Raw genomic sequence first — 17,659 nt, 5'->3', positions numbered from 1 at the left:
TCCCTGCGCCGAATCTTCCAACGAACCAACGCGCGACGTGACACCGTCGTGCCGGCAAGGAGTTCCGACATGTCTTCTCGACAGCAGCTGGATGGCGGCCGTCCGCGGCGGCGTGGGACCGACGGGGGTGCCCTGGTGGCCGTTCTGCTGGCCATGCTGATGATCTATTCGGCGCTGGTGATGCGCGACGGCGGGTCCTGGCGGGTGGCGGTCGCCATGCCGGCGATCCTGGGAATCGTCGCGGTCCAGATGGCCCGCTGGACGTCGCAGGCCTGGGGCCGCAGCCACCAGCGGACGCTGCGCCGGCTGTTCGACATCCTGGGCGCGGAGACCGGCCCCGGAGGCCGGGACGTCGCAGAACCGGCGGGTCGATCCGACGGACAGACTCCCGAAGGCCGGTGACGGTCGTCCTACGCACGCAGGAAGGTCAGAACGAGAGTGCACAGCCCGGCGGCACCGCCGACCGAACACGGAATAACCAGGAGGACGGGCCGGCCGCTGAATCCGGTGGTGGGCTTCGGCCCGGCCGCCCGACTCGCTCAAGAGCTGCGTGGCGCGTACCTGGCCGCTGGTGAGCCGCCCATGAAACGCGTGGCGCGCATGGGCGACGTGAGCACGAGTACGTTGTCGGAGAACCTCAGTGGTCGGAGGATCCCCACGTCGCATGTGTTGGACGCCTTCCTCGTCGGTATCGGCGTCACCGACGAGGTCGCGCGTGACTGGCGACGACTTCGCGAGAAGGCAGTTGAGGCCGCCGAGCGGTTCGAGCCGGACGGCCGCATCGCCTCGTCGTCAGGTCTGCTCGCCGCGCTGCGTCGGCTCAGGGCGGAGCAGCGGCTGACCGACGAGGAACTCGAACGGCGACTCGACGCGGTGAGTGGGCAGCGACTGAAGGGCGCGTTGTCGGGTTCGGTGCCGGGAAGAGCGCAGGTTGACGCCATCCTGGCCGGCGAGGTCGCCCTCGATCCGGATGCACTGGGTTACCTCGTCCTCTGCCTCGGTGCACACGAGAGCCAGGTTCGCGCCTGGTGTGTGCTGGCCGATCGCCTCGGCGAACAGCAGACGGAACCGCAGGACCCGTTGCCTGATCTGCTCGTCGCGTCGGCCCCGACGGCAGACGCAGTGATCGCCTCGGGTGCGGCGGCCGAGGGGACTCCTGGGCCCTCGATCGTGCGACCATCCCGGCGGCGGTGGCACATGCTGGCGGCGGTGGCACTAACCGCCGTTTCCCTGGTTCTCCTGGGCATGGCGACGGCCGACCGCAGGCGCGACCGGGTCACGCCGGACAACGAGCAGACCGGCGGCCCGGTGGTGGAGGAGGCGCCGGACGGTCGGTACGAGGTCTTCGTGCTGGGCCAGCGGATAGTGGTCACACCGCAGTCGGCGTTCGCCCGGGAGGATGCGGTGCTCACCCGGCTGGTCGTCTCCCGGACGACCACCTCGTCCCAGGTGGACGACTACGAGAAACGGGAGTTCCGGAGGACCATCATTGACGGCCAGGACTGCGAGTCCAGCACGCTGATCGACGCGAACGACCGGCGGAAGCCTGAGCCGACACAGTGCACTGCCTCCGCGCTGACCCGGTTGCGGGTCCCGAACCCGTCGACGGACCCCCGGGAACTCAGCCGGCAGCTCCTGGTCGATCAGGGAGCCGAGCCGGGATCAACGGCCGAGTCGCTGGCCGTGCTCCGGGGGATAGCCAACCTCAACAAGGAGCACTGTCTCGGTTCCGCACAGCGAGCGGCGGTCCTGCGGGTGCTTGCCGGTCTACCTGGCCTGGTGTTCCGTGACTGGTCGATAGACGCGACAGGTCGGCAGGGACTGGCGTTCAGCATCGACGGCGAAGCCGCGGAGGAGACGATGGACACCCGGGACACGCTCGTCGTCGACCCTGCTCGCGGTGCGCTCCTGTTCCACGAGCAGACCGTACGTCCCGAGACGCCGGTGCCGGTGGTCGAATCCGGAACCACGTTCGTGGACTGCGAGCTGAGGAAGAGGCACGACTGAGCAACCGCCCGGGGAGGGTGGGTCTTCTGCGAAACCCACCCCGGGCGGCGGTACCGTCGAGCCGAGGTGTCAGAAACGCGGCCCAGAAAAGGCGAATCGGGGATGCGCCATGTGAAGAATGACGCCGCCGGTGACGGTTTCCGGCGCGGATGGTTCCGGTGATCGCTGCCCACGGGTCGATCCCACATGGTCATGCCCTTGATCGCCGGCGCCGGGTCTGATCCATCCGATCCGAGGCGGCAAACAGTTTAGCGGATATCGATGATCGTAGCCGTCCTGCGGTCGATCGCGATTCCCTTCCGGCCTGGCGATCATTCGGGGCGCGACTCTACCCTGAGCCAACAGGCGTCACGGAGCGTCGTCACTCGATCTCGGAGCGTTCATTAGGTGCTCCCGACCTGCCCTGCTGTCGCTCGACCGAGGGAGGGAAGCCACCATGGTCCGTGTCGTTCGCCGCCTGCTGGCCGGCGTGATGATCAATTTCCTGATCATATTCGGCAGCTTCTCCGCCGCCACCCCTGCGACTGCGGCATCGCCAGGTGTGCTCGCCGCCCCCAGTTGCCCGGACGGGTGGTTCTGCTTCTACGACGACGTGCGATTCGGCACCCCCTACGGGAAGCTGTCCGACTGCGGCTGGCAGAACCTGGCCACCTGGGGCTGGCAGAACCGTACGGAAGCGGTCTACTACAACCTGAAAAGCGGTTCGGTGACGTTCTACGAGAGCAACGGCACTCCGCTCTTCACGGTGAGCGCCTCGAAGAGATCCATCAGCGATGTCTATCCGAAGCAGAACAGGGCGGACAAGGTCTACCGGGTCTGTTGAACGAGGGACAGCCCGTCGGATCGATCCTGGAACCGGCGCGACCCTGCCGGGCGCACCTCTGCCGGCGGCTGTCGCCGTACCAGGAGACGGCGGACCGAATGTGCGAGGGCCGGGTCCGAACGGACCCGGCCCTCGACGGTGGTGTCGGTGCGTCAGCGCTCGACCTCGCCGGTGATGAAGCCCTCGACGGCGGCGTGCGCGTCGTGGTCGGCGTACTGCACCGGCGGGGACTTCATGAAGTACGAGGAGGCCGACAGGATCGGGCCACCGATCTTGCGGTCCAGCGCGATCTTCGCGGCCCGGACGGCGTCGATGATGACACCCGCCGAGTTCGGCGAGTCCCACACCTCGAGCTTCAGTTCGGCGTTGAGCGGGGTGTCGCCGAAGGAACGACCCTCCAGGCGGATGTACGCCCACTTGCGGTCGTCCAGCCACGGCACGTGGTCCGACGGGCCGATGTGCACGTCGCTCTTGACCATCTCGTGCGGGATCTGGGACGTGACCGACTGGGTCTTCGAAATCTTCTTCGAGACCAGCCGGTTGCGCTCCAGCATGTTCATGAAGTCCATGTTGCCGCCGAAGTTGAGCTGGTAGGTGCGCAGCAGCTCGACCCCACGGTCCTCGAACAGCTTCGCCAGCGCGCGGTGCACGATGGTGGCGCCGACCTGGCTCTTGATGTCGTCACCGACGATCGGCAGGCCGGCGTCGGTGAACTTCTGCGCCCACTGCGGGTCGGAGGCGATGAAGACCGGCAGCGCGTTGACGAAGGCGCAGCCGGCGTCGATCGCGGCCTGGGCGTAGAACTTCGCCGCCTGCTCGGAACCGACCGGCAGGTAGCAGACGACCACGTCGACCTGGGCGTCGCGCAGCGCCTTGGTCACGTCGACCGCCTCGGCGTCCGACTCCTCGATGATCTCGCGGTAGTACTGGCCCAGGCCGTCGAAGGTCGGGCCGCGCTGGACGCTGACGCCGGTGGGCGGCACGTCGCAGAGCTTGATGGTGTTGTTCTCGCTGGCCACGATCGCCTCGGCGAGGTCCATGCCGACCTTCTTGGCGTCCACGTCGAACGCCGCGACAAAGTCCACGTCCGAGACGTGGTAGTCGCCGAAGGTGACGTGCATGAGACCCGGGACGCGGTCGTTCGGGTCGGCGTTGCGGTAGTACTCCACGCCCTGCACGAGGGACGAGGCGCAGTTACCCACACCGACGATGGCGACGCGGACGGAGCCCATAGCGTCTGCCTCCTTCTTCTTCATCACGGCCGCTCTTTCCTGGACTCTCCAGGCGGAGGCGGGCTGTTGTTGTCTCGTGGACCGTCGGCCACCCCGGGTCGCGGGGCGGCCGGGGCACGGCCGGAGCGCTCGTTGGCGATGAGCTCCTCCAGCCAGCGGACCTCACGCTCGCAGGCGTCGAGGCCGTGGCGTTGCAGTTCCAGGGTGTACGCGTCGAGCCGCTCGGCCGCCCGGCCCAGCACGTCCCGAAGTCCTTCGCGACGTTCCTCGATCGTGCGCCGGCGGCCCTCCAGGATGCGCAGCCGGGTCGCCTGGTCGGTGCGGGCGAAGAACGCGAAGTGCACGCCGAAACCCGTGTCGTCGTACGTCTCCGGCCCGGCCTGCGCGATCAGTTGGGCGAACCGTTCCTTGCCCTCTGCGGTGATCTTGTAGACCACCCGGCCGCGCCGGCTGGTCAGCGCGGGAACCTCCTCGGCGGTGGCGGGTGTCCCGGCCGCCTCGGTGATCCAACCCGCCGCCTGCAACCGGCGCAGGGTCGGATACAGCGAGCCGTAGCTGATCGCCGCCCGGATGGCACCGAGCTTGGCGGCGAGCTCCTTACGGAGTTCGTAGCCGTGCATCGGGGACTCCTGGAGGAGGCCGAGGATGGCGAGTTCCAGCACGGGCCACCCTTCCCCTGCCGTCGGGACGGAAGGTTAACCGCCTCGATGTATCGGACCGATACATCGCACGTTAGTACCTCGATCGGTGTCCCGGCAAACCCCCGTTGCGCGCCGGGCTCTTCACGGATCGTGACGGTGGTCGCCCCACCCGACCGGAGCGCGTACCCTTTGCCGCATGCGTACGTCTCGCCAGGTGGTCGACTACTCGCTCCAGAAGCGGGCAGTGCTGCGTGACCTCCACGCCGGGCGGGTCGGCACGTACGACGTCTGCGACGCGTCGCCGTACCTGAAGAACGCGGCCCGCTTCCACGGCGAACCGACCGAGCAGCGGTGTCCGATCTGCCGGAGCGAGAACCTGACCCACGTCCACTACATTTACGGGGACGAACTCAGGCAGTCGGCCGGCCAGGCGCGTTCCCTGGCCGAATTGCCCGTGCTGGCGATGACGCTGCGTGAGTTCCAGGTCTTCGTGGTGGAGGTGTGCCTCGGCTGTGACTGGAACCATCTCGTCGAGCAGTTCCTGCTCGGCCGGGACGGGCTGGCCGAGGGCGGCCCGGAGCAGGGTGCGGCGGACGCCGCCACCGCTGCCACGCAGGGACGAAGGCGAGAGGCGCAACGGTGAACCTGGCTGATCCGGTCGACTCGGGTGGCGTACGACACAGTCACCGTGACCGGCGGCCCCTCGGCCCGAATGGCCCGAATGATGTGGAATTTGCAGCGCGTCCCCGGCTCCGCGCCGGCCTCCCGACGCGTGTGTCAACTCACGGCAACCCGGTGGTGACGCCCCCGCGTCCCACCGCGACCGGCAGGGTGTGAGGAATGAACTCGTACGGCGATCCCAGTTCCCCGCGTGCGCGGGCCCAGGTTCCGGGTTCGAACGGCGGCCCCGGACCGGGGGCGGACGACGGGTACCCCCGACGGGGCGGCGACGCACGGGGCTCGGCCCCGGCGGGCCGGGCCTCGGTCGGCGGTGCCGCGCCCACCGGGCGGGCCTCGGCGGCCGTCCCCCCGCCGCGCGCGACAGGCGGTGCCGCCGGATCGGCCCCGGTCGGCCGGGCCGTCCCGGGTCGGGCCTCGGTGCCGGTCTCGCCGGCCGGGCCGGGTCGGGCCTCGGTGCCGGTCTCCCCGGCCTCGCCGGGATGGGGTAGCCCGGGTCGGGCGTCGGTGCCGGTCTCCCCGGCGGGCGGGCCTTCCGGCCGGGCCTCGGTCGGTACGGCCTCCGCGGGCCGGGCCAGCGTCGGCGCGGCCTCGGTCGGCTCCGCCGGGCGGGCCTCCGTGGCGCGGGCCGGCGTCGCGCAGGTCGGCGGCGGGCCGGGTGGCCCGAACGGGCCGAACGGCCCGGGGCGTGGCCACGGCGGTGGCGGCGGGCGCGGGCGCGGTCCGGGTGACCCGGACGCGATGGCGCGGGCGAAGCGGCGCAAGCGGATCAACCTGTTGATCGCCAGCTTCGCGGTCTTCATCATGCTCGCCGGCCTCGGTGTGGTCGGGTTCACCTACTACTCCACCACCGTGGTGTTGCCGAACCAGATCAAGCTGCCGCTCGCCACCACCATCTACGCCAGCGACAACAAGACGGTCATCGCCAAGGTCGGCGAGCAGAACCGCACCTTCGTCTCGATCAACCAGATCCCGCAGCACATGCGGGACGCGGTGGCGGCGGCGGAGGACAAGAACTTCTACGAGCACGCCGGTGTCGACTACAAGGGCATCGCCCGTGCCGCCTGGAACAACCTCTCCAACGGCGACAAGCAGGGCGCCTCGACGATCACCCAGCAGTACGCCCGCAACGCCTACGAGAACCTCCAGGACGACTCGTACGCGCGGAAGGTGAAGGAGGCGATCGTCGCCTCCAAGCTCAACGATCAGTTCACCAAGGAACAGATCATGGAGCACTACCTCAACACCATCTACTTCGGTCGCAACGCGTACGGCATCGAGGCGGCGGCGTGGGCGTACTTCGGCAAGCCGGTCTCGAAGGTCGACGTGGCCGAGGCCGCCGTGCTCGCTGCCTTGATCAAGCAGCCGGAGCCGAGCAGCACGCACAAGGGCTTCGACCCGTCGATCAACCCCACCGACGCCAAGAGCCGCTGGGACTACGTCATCAAGAACATGATCGAGATGCACTGGGTCGACGCCCCTGGCCGGCCGGCGCATCCGACGGAGTACCCGACGAAGACGTTGCAGACCCCCAAGGAGTCCCGGTCGGGCGTCAAGTTCGGCGTCAACACCCCGATCGGTAACGTCATCAACTACGTGTCGGCGGAGATGCGGGAGAAGAAGCTCTGCACCGACAACGACGCGGAGGTGACCGAGCGTAAGCCGCGCTGTTCGGCGATGCTCCGCGAGGGTGGTTACCGGATCAGGACCACCATCGACAACAAGGTGCAGAAGGCCGTCACCGGCGCCGCCCAGCGCAGCACCAAGGGCTCCGAGTTGGACGGTGCCCGCAAGAACCTGATGGCCGCCGTGGTCTCCATCGACCCGCGCAACGGCCGGGTGCTCGGCTACTACGGCGGGGACGACGGCACCGGTACCGACTACGCCGGCACCAACACCGACACCAACGGCAACGTCACCGGCGGGCACTCGCCCGGCTCCAGCTTCAAGATCTACACGCTGGCGGCGGCGCTGGAGGCAGGCAAGTCCGTCGAGTCGCGCTGGAAGGGCCGGGCGTTCACCCCGGAGGGCGTGAAGTTCCGGGTCAGCAACGCCGGTACCGACAACCCCAGCTGTGGTGACTCCTGCACGCTGCGGGAGTCCACCCTGAAGTCGTTGAACGTGCCGTTCTACCACGTCAGCCTGGACATCGGCCCTGACAAGATCGTCGACATGGCGGCCAAGGCCGGGGTCAGCATGATGTGGCAGACCAACGTGAACCCGCCCAAGGGGCACGACCTGACCAAGGAGAAGGCCGCCGATCTGGCACCCGACCCCTTCTACCACGTGGTCGCCTACGGTCAGTACCCGATCACCGTGCTCGACCACGCCAACGGCATCGCCACCTTCGCCAACAAGGGCATCTACAACAAGGCCCACTTCCTGATCTCCGCCGAGAAGCAGAACAAGGAGACCGGCAAGTGGGAGAAGCTCGGCGGCGAGCAGCTCAAGCCGCAGAAACGGATCAACCCGGACGTGGTCGCCGACGTGACCGACGTGCTGAAGGACTACCCGGGCCGGATCAACCACACCCTGGCGGACGGCCGGAAGGCCACCGCCAAGACCGGTACCTGGGAGCTCAAGGAGGGCACCACCCAGAACGGTGACGCCTGGACCATCGGGTACACCCCGCAGCTCGCCACCGCCGTCTGGGTGGGCAACAAGGGCAAGCGGGAAGCGATCAAGCTGAACAACGGCGACAACATCAGCGGTGCCACCATGCCCGGCGAGATCTGGGAACGGGTCATGAACGGCGCCCTCAAGGGCGAGGACAAGCTGGACTTCCCGCCGGCGGCGAACGTCGGCGACCCGGAGTCCGGCAACGGCACCCCGCCGCCGCCCCCGCCGCCGCCGCCGAACCCGAACGGCCAGAACTGCGCCCCGACCGACCTTCAGTGCCTCCTCGGCGGTGGAAATCAGGGTGGGAACCAGGGCGGCAACCAGGGTGGAAACCAAGGCGGCAACCAGGGTGGGAACCAGGGCGGTAATCAGGGAGGGAACCAGGGGGGCGATCCGCCGATCCCGCCCAACCAGAACCTCCCCGGCGGGAACGGCGGCGGCCTGCTGCCGACCCCACGCGCCCGGGACTGATCCGACCCGTACCGACGAGCGTCTATGCCGCTGCTGGCGACCCGCAGACCTGCGGTCGCCGGCAGCGGCATGTCGTGGGTGGGGTGCTCCACGTCGGGCGAACGGATTCCGCACCGCGACATGCTGCTCGTCCGGGAGCCATTCATAGGGCAGGATGCATTCTCATGAGCACCCAGCCGACGGCCGGCATCGACGACGCCGGGAGCAGCGACCACCCGTCCCGATCGGACGGCTTCGTCCGAGGCGTCTCCGAGGCGATCGGCGGACCGCTCGGCGACCACGCCGTCGCCCTCGACCGGCCCGCTGGTCGGGAGAGCCGGTTCTGGACGGCCGCCCGGATCGTGCTGGCCCTGGCCTGCCTGACCCTGGCCCTGCACTGGGTGCAGAAGGCACCCTGCCAGAACGGCGCCTGGCAGAACAACATCCAGTACACCCGGATGTGCTACACCGACGTGCTGGCCCTCTACTACGCCGAGGGCCTGCACGAGGGCAAGGTCCCCTACCGGGACCACCCCGTCGAGTACCCGGTGCTCACCGGCTACATGATGGGCGCGCTCGGCCTGCCGGTGCACTCGCTCGGCGTCGACGACCCGACGATCAACCAGGGGCGCTGGTTCTACAACGCCAACGCGTTGACCCTCGGCGCGCTCGCCGTCGCCACCGTCGGGGTGATCCTCGCCCTGCGCCGCCGACGACCGTGGGACGGAGCCCTGTTCGCCCTGGCCCCGGCACTGTTCCTCACCGCCACCGTCAACTGGGACTTCCTTGCCATCGGGCTGGCCGCCTTCGGGCTGGCCGCCTGGGCGAAACGACAACCCGCCCTGGCCGGCGTCCTGCTCGGCCTGGGTGGCGCGGCGAAGATGTGGCCGCTGTTCCTGCTCGGCCCGATCCTGATCCTCGGCCTGCGCGCCGGCCGGCTACGGGCCGCGCTCACCGCCGTCGCCACCGGCCTGGTCGCGCTGGTCGCGGTGAACCTGCCGACCGCGATCCGCTACCCCGACAACTGGGGACGGTTCTTCGAGCTGAACACCACCCGACCCATCGACTGGGGCACGCTCTGGTACATCGGGCGGTACCTCGACGGCAAGGTGAACACCGGCGCCCCCGGCGACCAGGGCCCGTTCCAGTGGTTGAACGCCAACATCCCGACCCTCAACAACCTGTCGTACGCCCTGTTCGGGCTGGCCTGCATCGGGGTGGCCGTACTGGCGCTGCGGGCACCCCGGCGGCCCCGGCTGGCCCAGCTCGCGTTCCTGGTGGTGGCCGCCTTCCTGATCTTCAGCAAGGTCTGGTCGCAGCAGTTCGTGCTCTGGCTGCTGCCGCTGGCGGTGCTCGCCCGCCCCCGCTGGGGGGCCTTCCTCGCCTGGCAGTTCGCTGAGGTGTGCTACTTCGTCGCCTTCTACGGCGAACTGCTCGGCTCGGCCACCAGCCGCCCGGTCTTCCCCGAGGGGGTCTTCGTGCTGGCCTCGTCGCTGCGGCTCGGCACGGTGGTGGTGCTCTGCGTCCTGATCGTCAAGGACATCCTGCACCCGGAGCGTGACGCGGTCCGCCAGACCTATCTCGACGACCCGGACGGCGGCGTGCTCGACGGTGCCCCCGACGCCTCCTGGCTGTCGAAACTCCGCCGTAGGACCCCCGCCCCCGAACCGGAACCAGCCCCCACCCCCGCCTGAACACCCCCCGACCAACGCACAAGTCCGAGACGGCCGTGCGCCCGTCAGGTTTGCGGGGGGCCCAGCCGGCGCAGGGATCAAGCCTGACCGCCCGGAGCCGGCCGGGCTCCCCGCAAACCCCCACCGCAACCCGCCTCAGAGACGGAACACCACGGCGTTGCCGACCTGCTGGCGGGTGATGCCCAACTGCTCGACCGGCGCGTCCACCGTCACCTCCCACGGTGTGCCGACGATCTGGTCCCGCAGCACCACCACGTTGCGTACGCCGAGGGTGCGCAGGTAGTCGACGCTGGTCTGGTCGGGGAAGGCCGCCGACACCCGGCGCACGTCGTCGAGCTGCTTCGGGGTGAAGCCGCTGCCCCCGTTGACCACCTGCTGGAAGCGGGTGGTCGACCAGAGCATCACCGGCTGGTCCTGGTTCTGGCCGCTGGGCAGCACCAGCAGCGGACCCTCCACGGTGCGCATCGCCACCGGCTGCTCCGGCACCACCGGGTGCGGGGTGTCGTTCAGCCCCTCCACCAGCACCAGCAGCAGCGGCAGCAGGGTGACCGCCCGCAGCCACGGCGACGGCCGGGCGGGCACCCGGTCGGCGCTGATCTCGCGTACCCGTCGGGCGAAGGCGCTCACCGCGCCGGCCGCGAGCAGGCCGAGCAGCAGCGTCGTCCAGAGCATCATCCGTCCCGGCGTACGCAGCCCGTTGAACCCGGGCAGGTGCTCGAACAGCGGGGCGTAGGTGAAGGTGCCGTCGAAGAACCGGGTCCCCATCGCGAGCACCATGGTGACGACCACCCCGGCGAGCATCAGCAGCCGGTGCCGCAGCCGCCACACCGAGAAGAAGAGCCCACCGGCCGCCAGCGCGTACAGCACGAAGCCCGGCAGGAGGGTCATCTCCGGGTGCCAGGGCAACGCGGCCCGCGCCCCCTCGTGCAGCCCGCCCCAGATCCACGACTCGGCGGGCGCGGTGAAGAAACCACTGGCCGGTGGCGAGTAGACGCCGATGTCGCCGAGCGTGCGTTCCGCGTTCGGATGCAGCTCGGCGACCTTGAAGTACGGCACCGCCAGCAGCGCGCCGACGGCGGCGAAGAGCAGCCCGCCGACCAGGTCGGCGACGAACAGCCGACGACCGAAGGGCCGTCGCACGCGTCGCCGCCGCCAGAACCACACGACCGCCGAGACCAGCAGGGTCAGCGCGAGGACGTACGCGAAGACCAGGCCGATGCCGAAGCCCAGGCTGAGCTGCCAGGCGGCCACCACCCACCCGGCGTACGCCCAGCCGACCCGGCGGCGTTCGGGGCGGTAGCCGTGCCGCAGTGACCAGCCGTGGCCCCGGGCCAGCATGGCCAACGCCAGCGGGATACCACCGTTGGAGACGATGTGCAGGTGACCCGCCTGGGCGAGCAGCCACGGCGCGTACGTGTAGCTGACCCCGGCGACCGCCGAACCGATCCGGCCCGCGCCCAACTGCCGGGCCAGCACGTACGCCCCGAAGGTGGCCATCGCGTGGGCCAGCACGAACATGATGTTGTAGCGGAGCACGGCGGCGTCCGGGCCGGTGCCGAGCAGACCGGCCGGGGCGTATCCGAGCAGCATGTCGGAGAAGGCGAAGCTCCACGGTTCCGGGAAGAACGTGTTGGACTGGAACAACTGCCCCGGGTTCGTCCGCAGGGCGTGCCCGGACCAGGCCATCTGCCAGGCCTGGAGACTCGGATCCCAGTAGTCCTGGGGGAGGGTGTAGAGCGGGTAGCGCAGGGTCGGCCAGGTCAGCCCCACGGCCAGGGCGAGCGAGGCGAGGACGGCGAGCGTCCACTCGTGCACCAGGAACCGGCCGGTGGCGCGGACGGCCCGCCCGGGGCGGCCGGGCACCGGTTCCGGCGCGGGTGCAAACGAGGTCCACGGGTCGGCCTCGGCGGCCGGCTCCTGCTGCTTTTCTCCGTCTCCGGCGGGCCCGTCCTCCCGGCCCTGTCCGGCCTCGTCCTTCCCGGTCCCGCTTCTGCGGAACTTGTCCCTCCAGGTCCTGCGCTTGCCGGCCCGGTCGGGCGTCGTGCCGGCCTGGACGGTCGCTGCCGCACTCGTCGCCCCGGCAGTTCCCGCCGGCTGGGCCTGCGCCCCGGCCGTCCCGGGTTCAGCCTTCCCGCCCCCGGCCCGGCCCTCGGCGGGCTCCGCGCCGGCACCGGCGGGCTTCGGGTCGGTTCCGCTGGGCTCCGCGTCCGATCGGGTGGGCTCCGTGCCTGATCCGGCGGGTTCCGGGCCGGCCCCGGTGGGCGGCTCAGCGTCGGCGCCGGCGGGCTTCGGGCCGGGGGCGGCGGTCGGGGGCGGGACGGTCCCGCCCGGCTCCGAGCTGTCCCGCGCGTCGGGTGCCGGCCGGTCCTGCGGCGACCCCGTCCCGCCCCCGGAGGTCGGGTCCGTGCCGCCGGTCTGCCGTGGGGGCGGGCTGCCGCCCGTCGCGTTGGTGGTCATCGGCGTTCAGGCCCCCGCGCCGAGCTGCTCGCGGAGGAAGGCGATGTCCGCGCCCTGACCGGTCGCCCCGCCGGGGGTCTCCACGATGACCGGGGCGTCGGCCGCCCGGATCACCGCCACCAGCAGTTCCGGGTCGATGGTGCCGCCGTCAAGGTTGTCGTGCCGGTCCTGGCCGGAGTTGAACCCGCCCTTGGAGTTGTTCGCGTGCACCAGGTCGATCCGGCCGGTGATCGCCTTGACCCGGTCGACCAGGTCGAGCAGTTCCTCGCCACCGGCGTACGCGTGGCAGGTGTCGAGACAGAAGCCCACCTCGTAGTCACCTAGGGCGTCCCAGAGCCGGGCCAGCGCGTCGAGCCGCCGGGCGCAGGCGTTGTCGCCACCGGCGGTGTTCTCGATCAGGACCGGGACGGGGAACCCGCCGGAGTCGGCCGCGTACGCGAAGGTCTTGCGCCAGTTGTCGAAGCCGACCGCGAGGTCGTCACCGGCGTTGACGTGGCCGCCGTGCACGATCAGCCCCCGGGCGTCGAGCTGCGCCGCCGCGGTGGCGTGGCCCAGCAGGAGCTTGCGGCTGGGGATGCGGATCCGGTTGTTGAGGGTGGCCACGTTGATGACGTACGGGGCGTGGACGTAGACGTCCACCTCGGCGGCGCGCAGCCGGTCGGCGTCCTCCCGGGGTTTCGGGGCCTTCCAGCCCTGCGGGTCGGAGAGGAAGAACTGCACCGCCTCGGCGGCGCGGGTGGCCGCCTCCGCCAACGGGTCGGCCTGGTCGACGTGGGCTCCGATACGCATGCAGGCGAGCCTACGTCCCGCCCCCGACGTGCGAGGGGTGACGGTCGCGGGCAAGTCGCGCCAGTCCGCCCCGTCGCCGGAGCTACGGCGTCACCGGTCGGGGCCGGCGATCGTTGAGGGGAGTGGAACAGCCGGACGAATAGTTTCAATTCGGCTATCACGTGACGATCGCCGTTGTATCGTCAGATAACAACAGGATGAAGCTCCGCGGGGTGTCCTCGATCCAACCTCATCGGTGTGGTCGTTCCTCCCCAGGTCCCACCCAAGGAATGCGGACGGGACGCCCCGCGGCCCCGTGGACAGGGGTCCGCCGTCGGCCTTCGGGTGTCGCGGCGGACCCCTGTCGCCATTCCCCGTCCCCCACCACCGACCGGCCGGGTCGACCTGCCCGGGGGTGATCGTCGGGACCGGGTATCCTGGTCCGGTTGTCCGCGTCCGGTCGGGTTCCCCCGGCGCGGGGCGGGCACGACGCACGACCTCCTGCCACGGAAGGACCGTGGCCGCCTAGCCCACAGGAGGTGAGCACGTCTTGCGTCACTACGAAGTCATGGTGATCCTCGATCCCAGTCTCGAGGAGCGCACCGTCGCCCCGTCGCTCGACACGTACCTGAACGTGATCCGGACCGCGGGTGGCTCGGTGGAGAAGACCGACGTGTGGGGCCGCCGGCGCCTCGCGTACGAGATCAACAAGAAGGCCGAGGGCATCTACGCCGTCGTCGACCTTCAGGCGACGCCGGAGGCGGTGGCCGAACTCGACCGCCAGCTGCGGCTGAACGAGTCCGTGCTGCGCACCAAGGTCATCCGGCCGGAGATGCGCTAAGCATTCAACCCGGTTCGCCCGGATCAGCCTCGTCGGAGATGTCGCACGGTTCTGCGAACCTGTACGACGCAACGATGAGTGCGCGAGGAGATGGTCATGGCAGGAGACACCACCATCACGGTCATCGGCAATCTGACCGATGACCCCGAGTTGCGGTTCACCCCGTCCGGTGCGGCGGTCGCCAAGTTCCGGGTCGCTTCGACGCCTCGGTTCATGGACAGGACCACCAACGAATGGAAGGACGGCGAGCCGCTCTTCCTGGCCTGCACCGTGTGGCGGCAGGCGGCGGAGCACGTCGCCGAGTCGCTCCAGCGCGGCGCCCGCGTGATCGTCTCGGGACGGCTGCGTCAGCGGTCGTACGAGACCCGCGAGGGCGAGAAGCGCACCGTCATCGAGCTCGAGGTCGACGAGATCGGCCCGTCGCTGCGCTACGCCACGGCGAAGGTGCAGAAGATGTCGCGCTCCGGTGGCGGCGGCGGTGGCTTCGGCTCCGGTGGCGGTGGCAACCAGGGCGGCGGCGGAGGCAACTTCGACGACCCCTGGGCGTCTGCTGCTCCGGCCCCCTCCTCCCGCGGTGGTTCGGGCGGCAACTTCGACGAGGAGCCTCCGTTCTAATGGCGCCGAGCGCCCGCGATCGCAAACCAGGAGCACGTGCAATGGCCAAGGCTGCGGCACTTCGCAAGCCGAAGAAGAAGGTGAACCCGCTCGACAAGGACGGGATCACCTATATCGATTACAAGGACACCGCGCTGCTGCGCAAGTTCATCTCCGACCGCGGCAAGATCCGCGCTCGGCGGGTGACCGGGGTCACCTCCCAGCAGCAGCGGCAGATCGCCCGTGCGGTCAAGAACGCCCGCGAGATGGCGCTCCTGCCGTACACCGCCACGGCCCGCTGAGAGGAGGCACCGACATGAAGATCATCCTGACCCAGGAAGTTTCCGGTCTCGGTGCCCCCGGCGACATCGTCGAGGTCAAGAACGGCTACGGCCGTAACTACCTGCTGCCGCAGGGCTTCGCGATCAGCTGGACCAAGGGTGCGGAGAAGCAGGTCACGGTCATCAAGCGGGCCCGCTCGGCCCGGGAGATCCGCGACCTGGGCCACGCCAACGAGGTCAAGGGCCAGCTCGAAGGTCTGAAGGTCAGCCTGAAGGTCCGCGCCGGTGACGGCGGTCGGCTCTTCGGCTCGGTCACCCCGGCCGAGGTCATCGACGCCGTCAAGGCGGCCGGTGGCCCGGTCCTCGACCGTCGTCGGCTGGAGATGCCCGGTCACATCAAGTCGACCGGCTCCTACCCGGTGAAGATCAAGCTGCACCCCGAGGTGTCCGCCACGTTCGACCTCAACGTCGTCCAGGGCTGACCTCAGCGCACCAGGCACCACCGTGGTGGCCCGCACCGGACTCCGGTGCGGGCCACCACGCGCTTTCCACGACGACGCCGCACGCCGGCCGGCGTACGCCCGGTCAGCCGATCGGCTGACCGGTGACCGCGCTGATCATCACGGTGGACAGGCCGCCACCGACCACCGCCGCCGCCAACGCCACCGTCGCCGGCCGCCAGGTCGTCCCGACCCGGCGCAGCAGCACCGCCACCACCAGGCTGCTCAGCAACGACAGACCGAACCGGGGGCCACCCGCGACCAGCGAACCCAGCGCGTGGGCCCGGGGCGGCTCGCACCCGCCGCCGCTGATGTCCGTGACGCACCCGGCCGGCGGCTGACCGTCCAGGGTCAACAGCCACAGGAACACCAGCACCGCCGGCACCAGGTAACAGGCGGCCGTGTAGACCAACGGACGCAGCGGACCACCCGGGTCCGGGTCGAGCAGGTCGTCCTCCAGGCGACGGTTCCACGAGCCGGCACCCACCGAGCCGATCCGCTCCCGCAGCGAGGACGGCGTCGCCGCCCGCGCGGACACCGGCTCGGCCCGACGGCGTGGGGCCGCCCGGGGACGCGGCGCGGTGTACCCCACCACCGGCGACCGGGGCGCCGACGTCGGCGGGTCCATCCAACGGGGGTCGTCGCCCGCCAGGCGGGTACCCGACCAGAAACCCTCCGGTTGCTCGCCCCACGGCCAGCCCTCACCGGTCACCGGCTGCGACGACCGGGGCGGCACCGACCGCTCCCACCGGTCCACGTCGCCCGCGTCCCGCCGGTCGGGCCCACCCCGGTCCCACGGGTCCACACCCGCGCGGTCCGGGCGGTCGACCCGGCCCGCGTCCCGGCCGTCCCACCCGTCACGGCCCGTGGTCACCGGACCCCACCGGCCGACGTCCGTCCGGTCCCACTGGGCGGTGTCGGTGAACCGGTCCCACTGGCCGGTGCTGTCGCTCTGCCCCCACCGCGACGACCCGCCGAGACGGTCCCACCGGTCGTCGGTGGAGGGGCTCTGCCAACCGTGCACACCGGAGGCGTCCCACGGGTCCACCGCCGGGCGGTACTCCGGTTCCGGCTCGGCCGACCGGCTCCACGGGTCGGCCGCCGGGCGGCTCGCCGGGTCGGTCAGGGGCCGGGCCCACGACTCGTCGGTGTTGCGTCGCCGACGGCGGGGCGGCTGCTCGGGTACGGCCTCCACGGGCAGGTCGGAATCGTCACCGCCGGACCAGACCACCTCCGGACGACGCGACGACGCCCGGCGCGGACGGGCCGTCGGGGCCGCCCCGGAGACCGGCTCACCCTCGTCGGCGTCCGCCCGTCGGCTCCCGACGTACCCCTGCTCCTGCTGGGGGCGGTCGAAGGTCCACTCCCGGGTGTGGTCGTCGGTGCCGGAGCCGATCGCCCGTGCCTCCCGGCGTTCGCTCTCCCGCCGCCGCCTGGCCGCCCGCCGGCCCACCCCGGCGGCCCGGCGGGCATCGTCCTCGTCGTCGTCCGGGGCGGCGTGCCGACCCCGGCCGTCGGCGTGCGCGATGCCCGACTCGACAGCCCAACGCGGCAGGTAGGCGTCGACGGGTTCCTGCTGGCCACGCTCGACCGCCCGACGCCGACTCGGCGTACGGTAGCGGTCCGTCGAGGAGTATGAATCCGACGGAACCGGGTCGCCGAGGTCGTCCCACGGGGCGATCGGCTGACGCGCGCGCGGGCTGCCCTCCCCGCGCTCCCAGTTCCGGTAACTCACGGCCGGAGCGTGACCCTTCTCAACCGAAAGTGCAATCCGCTGTCCAGGTGTAGCCGTTTCGCAGAGATAGTACGGGAAGACCGACCCAAGAGCCTTACCGGAAAATATTCGTCCACAGGGTGTGGATAGTGAACCCGCAGCTCACGGCGCTGATGCTCAGAATTCCCCCACAGTTTTCCACAGGCTGTGCACACGCTGCGCACATGGTTGTCCACGCGCGTCCACAGGTTGTCCCGAGGCTCGTCCACCGCGCCGGTTGAGGGTCTGACCTCGGGGTCCGTATCGTGGGGCACCGACCGGTCGCGCGATGGCCCCCCGATCGACCTGACCGGACGGTGT

At 70.4% G+C, this 17,659-nt stretch carries 16 protein-coding genes; 10 read left to right on the top strand and 6 right to left on the bottom strand.

The features are described from left to right. Positions 1-135 precede the first annotated feature (135 nt). From B5D80_RS10590 to B5D80_RS10580, 3 genes are all read left to right on the top strand, one after another. Entirely contained in the window at positions 136-402 is a 267-nt protein-coding gene (locus B5D80_RS10590) for a hypothetical protein (protein WP_088643639.1), read from the top strand. Positions 403-600: 198 nt separating this feature from the next. Beyond that, complete coding sequence (locus tag B5D80_RS10585) at positions 601-2,007, top strand: hypothetical protein (protein WP_144081633.1); 1,407 nt, start codon at positions 601-603, stop codon at positions 2,005-2,007. 436 nt (positions 2,008-2,443) lie between these two features. After that, entirely contained in the window at positions 2,444-2,830 is a 387-nt protein-coding gene (locus B5D80_RS10580; RefSeq protein ID WP_088643637.1) for a peptidase inhibitor family I36 protein, read from the top strand. Between the two features lie 152 nt (positions 2,831-2,982). Here B5D80_RS10580 and B5D80_RS10575 read toward each other — a convergent pair whose 3' ends face one another. Further along, positions 2,983-4,062 carry an inositol-3-phosphate synthase gene (locus B5D80_RS10575; protein ID WP_088643636.1) on the bottom strand — a complete coding sequence of 360 codons (1,080 nt, stop codon included), beginning with the start codon at positions 4,060-4,062 and terminating at the stop codon, positions 2,983-2,985. Positions 4,063-4,085: 23 nt separating this feature from the next. Beyond that, on the bottom strand, positions 4,086-4,724 hold the full coding sequence (locus B5D80_RS10570) for a PadR family transcriptional regulator (RefSeq protein WP_088643635.1): 639 nt from the start codon (positions 4,722-4,724) through the stop codon (positions 4,086-4,088). A gap of 175 nt (positions 4,725-4,899) precedes the next feature. Between B5D80_RS10570 and B5D80_RS10565 the strand changes: the two genes are divergently transcribed. Next, positions 4,900-5,346, top strand: coding sequence for a DUF5318 domain-containing protein (locus B5D80_RS10565; protein WP_088643634.1), 447 nt, complete (start codon positions 4,900-4,902; stop codon positions 5,344-5,346). A 139-nt stretch (positions 5,347-5,485) separates the two neighbouring features. Here the strand turns inward: B5D80_RS10565 and B5D80_RS34775 are convergent, their stop codons facing one another. Beyond that, positions 5,486-6,145, bottom strand: coding sequence for a hypothetical protein (locus tag B5D80_RS34775; RefSeq protein WP_281253455.1), 660 nt, complete (start codon positions 6,143-6,145; stop codon positions 5,486-5,488). Between B5D80_RS34775 and B5D80_RS10560 the strand changes: the two genes are divergently transcribed. Both B5D80_RS10560 and B5D80_RS10555 read left to right on the top strand, forming a co-directional pair. Then, entirely contained in the window at positions 6,123-8,471 is a 2,349-nt protein-coding gene (locus B5D80_RS10560; protein WP_281253454.1) for a transglycosylase domain-containing protein, read from the top strand. The genes B5D80_RS34775 and B5D80_RS10560 overlap by 23 nt on opposite strands. Before the next feature lie 164 nt (positions 8,472-8,635). Then, positions 8,636-10,144 carry a glycosyltransferase family 87 protein gene (locus B5D80_RS10555; RefSeq protein ID WP_088643632.1) on the top strand — a complete coding sequence of 503 codons (1,509 nt, stop codon included), beginning with the start codon at positions 8,636-8,638 and terminating at the stop codon, positions 10,142-10,144. Positions 10,145-10,279: 135 nt separating this feature from the next. Here B5D80_RS10555 and B5D80_RS10550 read toward each other — a convergent pair whose 3' ends face one another. Together B5D80_RS10550 and B5D80_RS10545 are read right to left on the bottom strand one after the other, a co-directional pair. Continuing rightward, positions 10,280-12,007, bottom strand: coding sequence for a hypothetical protein (locus B5D80_RS10550; protein ID WP_245854422.1), 1,728 nt, complete (start codon positions 12,005-12,007; stop codon positions 10,280-10,282). Between the two features lie 600 nt (positions 12,008-12,607). After that, positions 12,608-13,390: a deoxyribonuclease IV gene (locus B5D80_RS10545; protein WP_088643631.1), complete on the bottom strand. Its 783-nt coding sequence runs from the start codon at positions 13,388-13,390 to the stop codon at positions 12,608-12,610. 529 nt (positions 13,391-13,919) lie between these two features. On the opposite strand from B5D80_RS10545, the gene rpsF reads away from it, so the two are divergent. From rpsF to rplI, 4 genes are all read left to right on the top strand, one after another. After that, positions 13,920-14,210 (top strand): 30S ribosomal protein S6, encoded by a 291-nt coding sequence (gene rpsF / locus B5D80_RS10540; RefSeq protein ID WP_088643630.1) that lies wholly within the window; start codon positions 13,920-13,922, stop codon positions 14,208-14,210. Positions 14,211-14,288: 78 nt separating this feature from the next. Further along, the gene (locus B5D80_RS10535) at positions 14,289-14,825 is read left to right on the top strand and encodes a single-stranded DNA-binding protein (RefSeq protein ID WP_194822166.1); all 537 of its coding nucleotides are present in this window, start codon (positions 14,289-14,291) and stop codon (positions 14,823-14,825) included. 41 nt (positions 14,826-14,866) lie between these two features. Beyond that, positions 14,867-15,106 (top strand): 30S ribosomal protein S18, encoded by a 240-nt coding sequence (gene rpsR / locus B5D80_RS10530; protein ID WP_007073789.1) that lies wholly within the window; start codon positions 14,867-14,869, stop codon positions 15,104-15,106. A 14-nt stretch (positions 15,107-15,120) separates the two neighbouring features. Then, complete coding sequence (rplI, locus tag B5D80_RS10525; protein ID WP_088643629.1) at positions 15,121-15,567, top strand: 50S ribosomal protein L9; 447 nt, start codon at positions 15,121-15,123, stop codon at positions 15,565-15,567. A 103-nt stretch (positions 15,568-15,670) separates the two neighbouring features. On the opposite strand, the gene B5D80_RS10520 is transcribed toward rplI, so the two are convergent. Continuing rightward, a complete protein-coding gene (locus B5D80_RS10520) occupies positions 15,671-17,320 on the bottom strand; it encodes a hypothetical protein (RefSeq protein ID WP_088643628.1) in 1,650 nt (549 codons plus the stop codon). Positions 17,321-17,659: the final 339 nt, after the last annotated feature.

Source organism: Micromonospora wenchangensis, assembly GCF_002210435.1.
GTDB lineage: Bacteria > Actinomycetota > Actinomycetes > Mycobacteriales > Micromonosporaceae > Micromonospora > Micromonospora wenchangensis.
The sequence above is the reverse complement of the archived record's forward strand: the minus strand, read 5'-3'. Positions and strand labels throughout refer to the sequence as shown.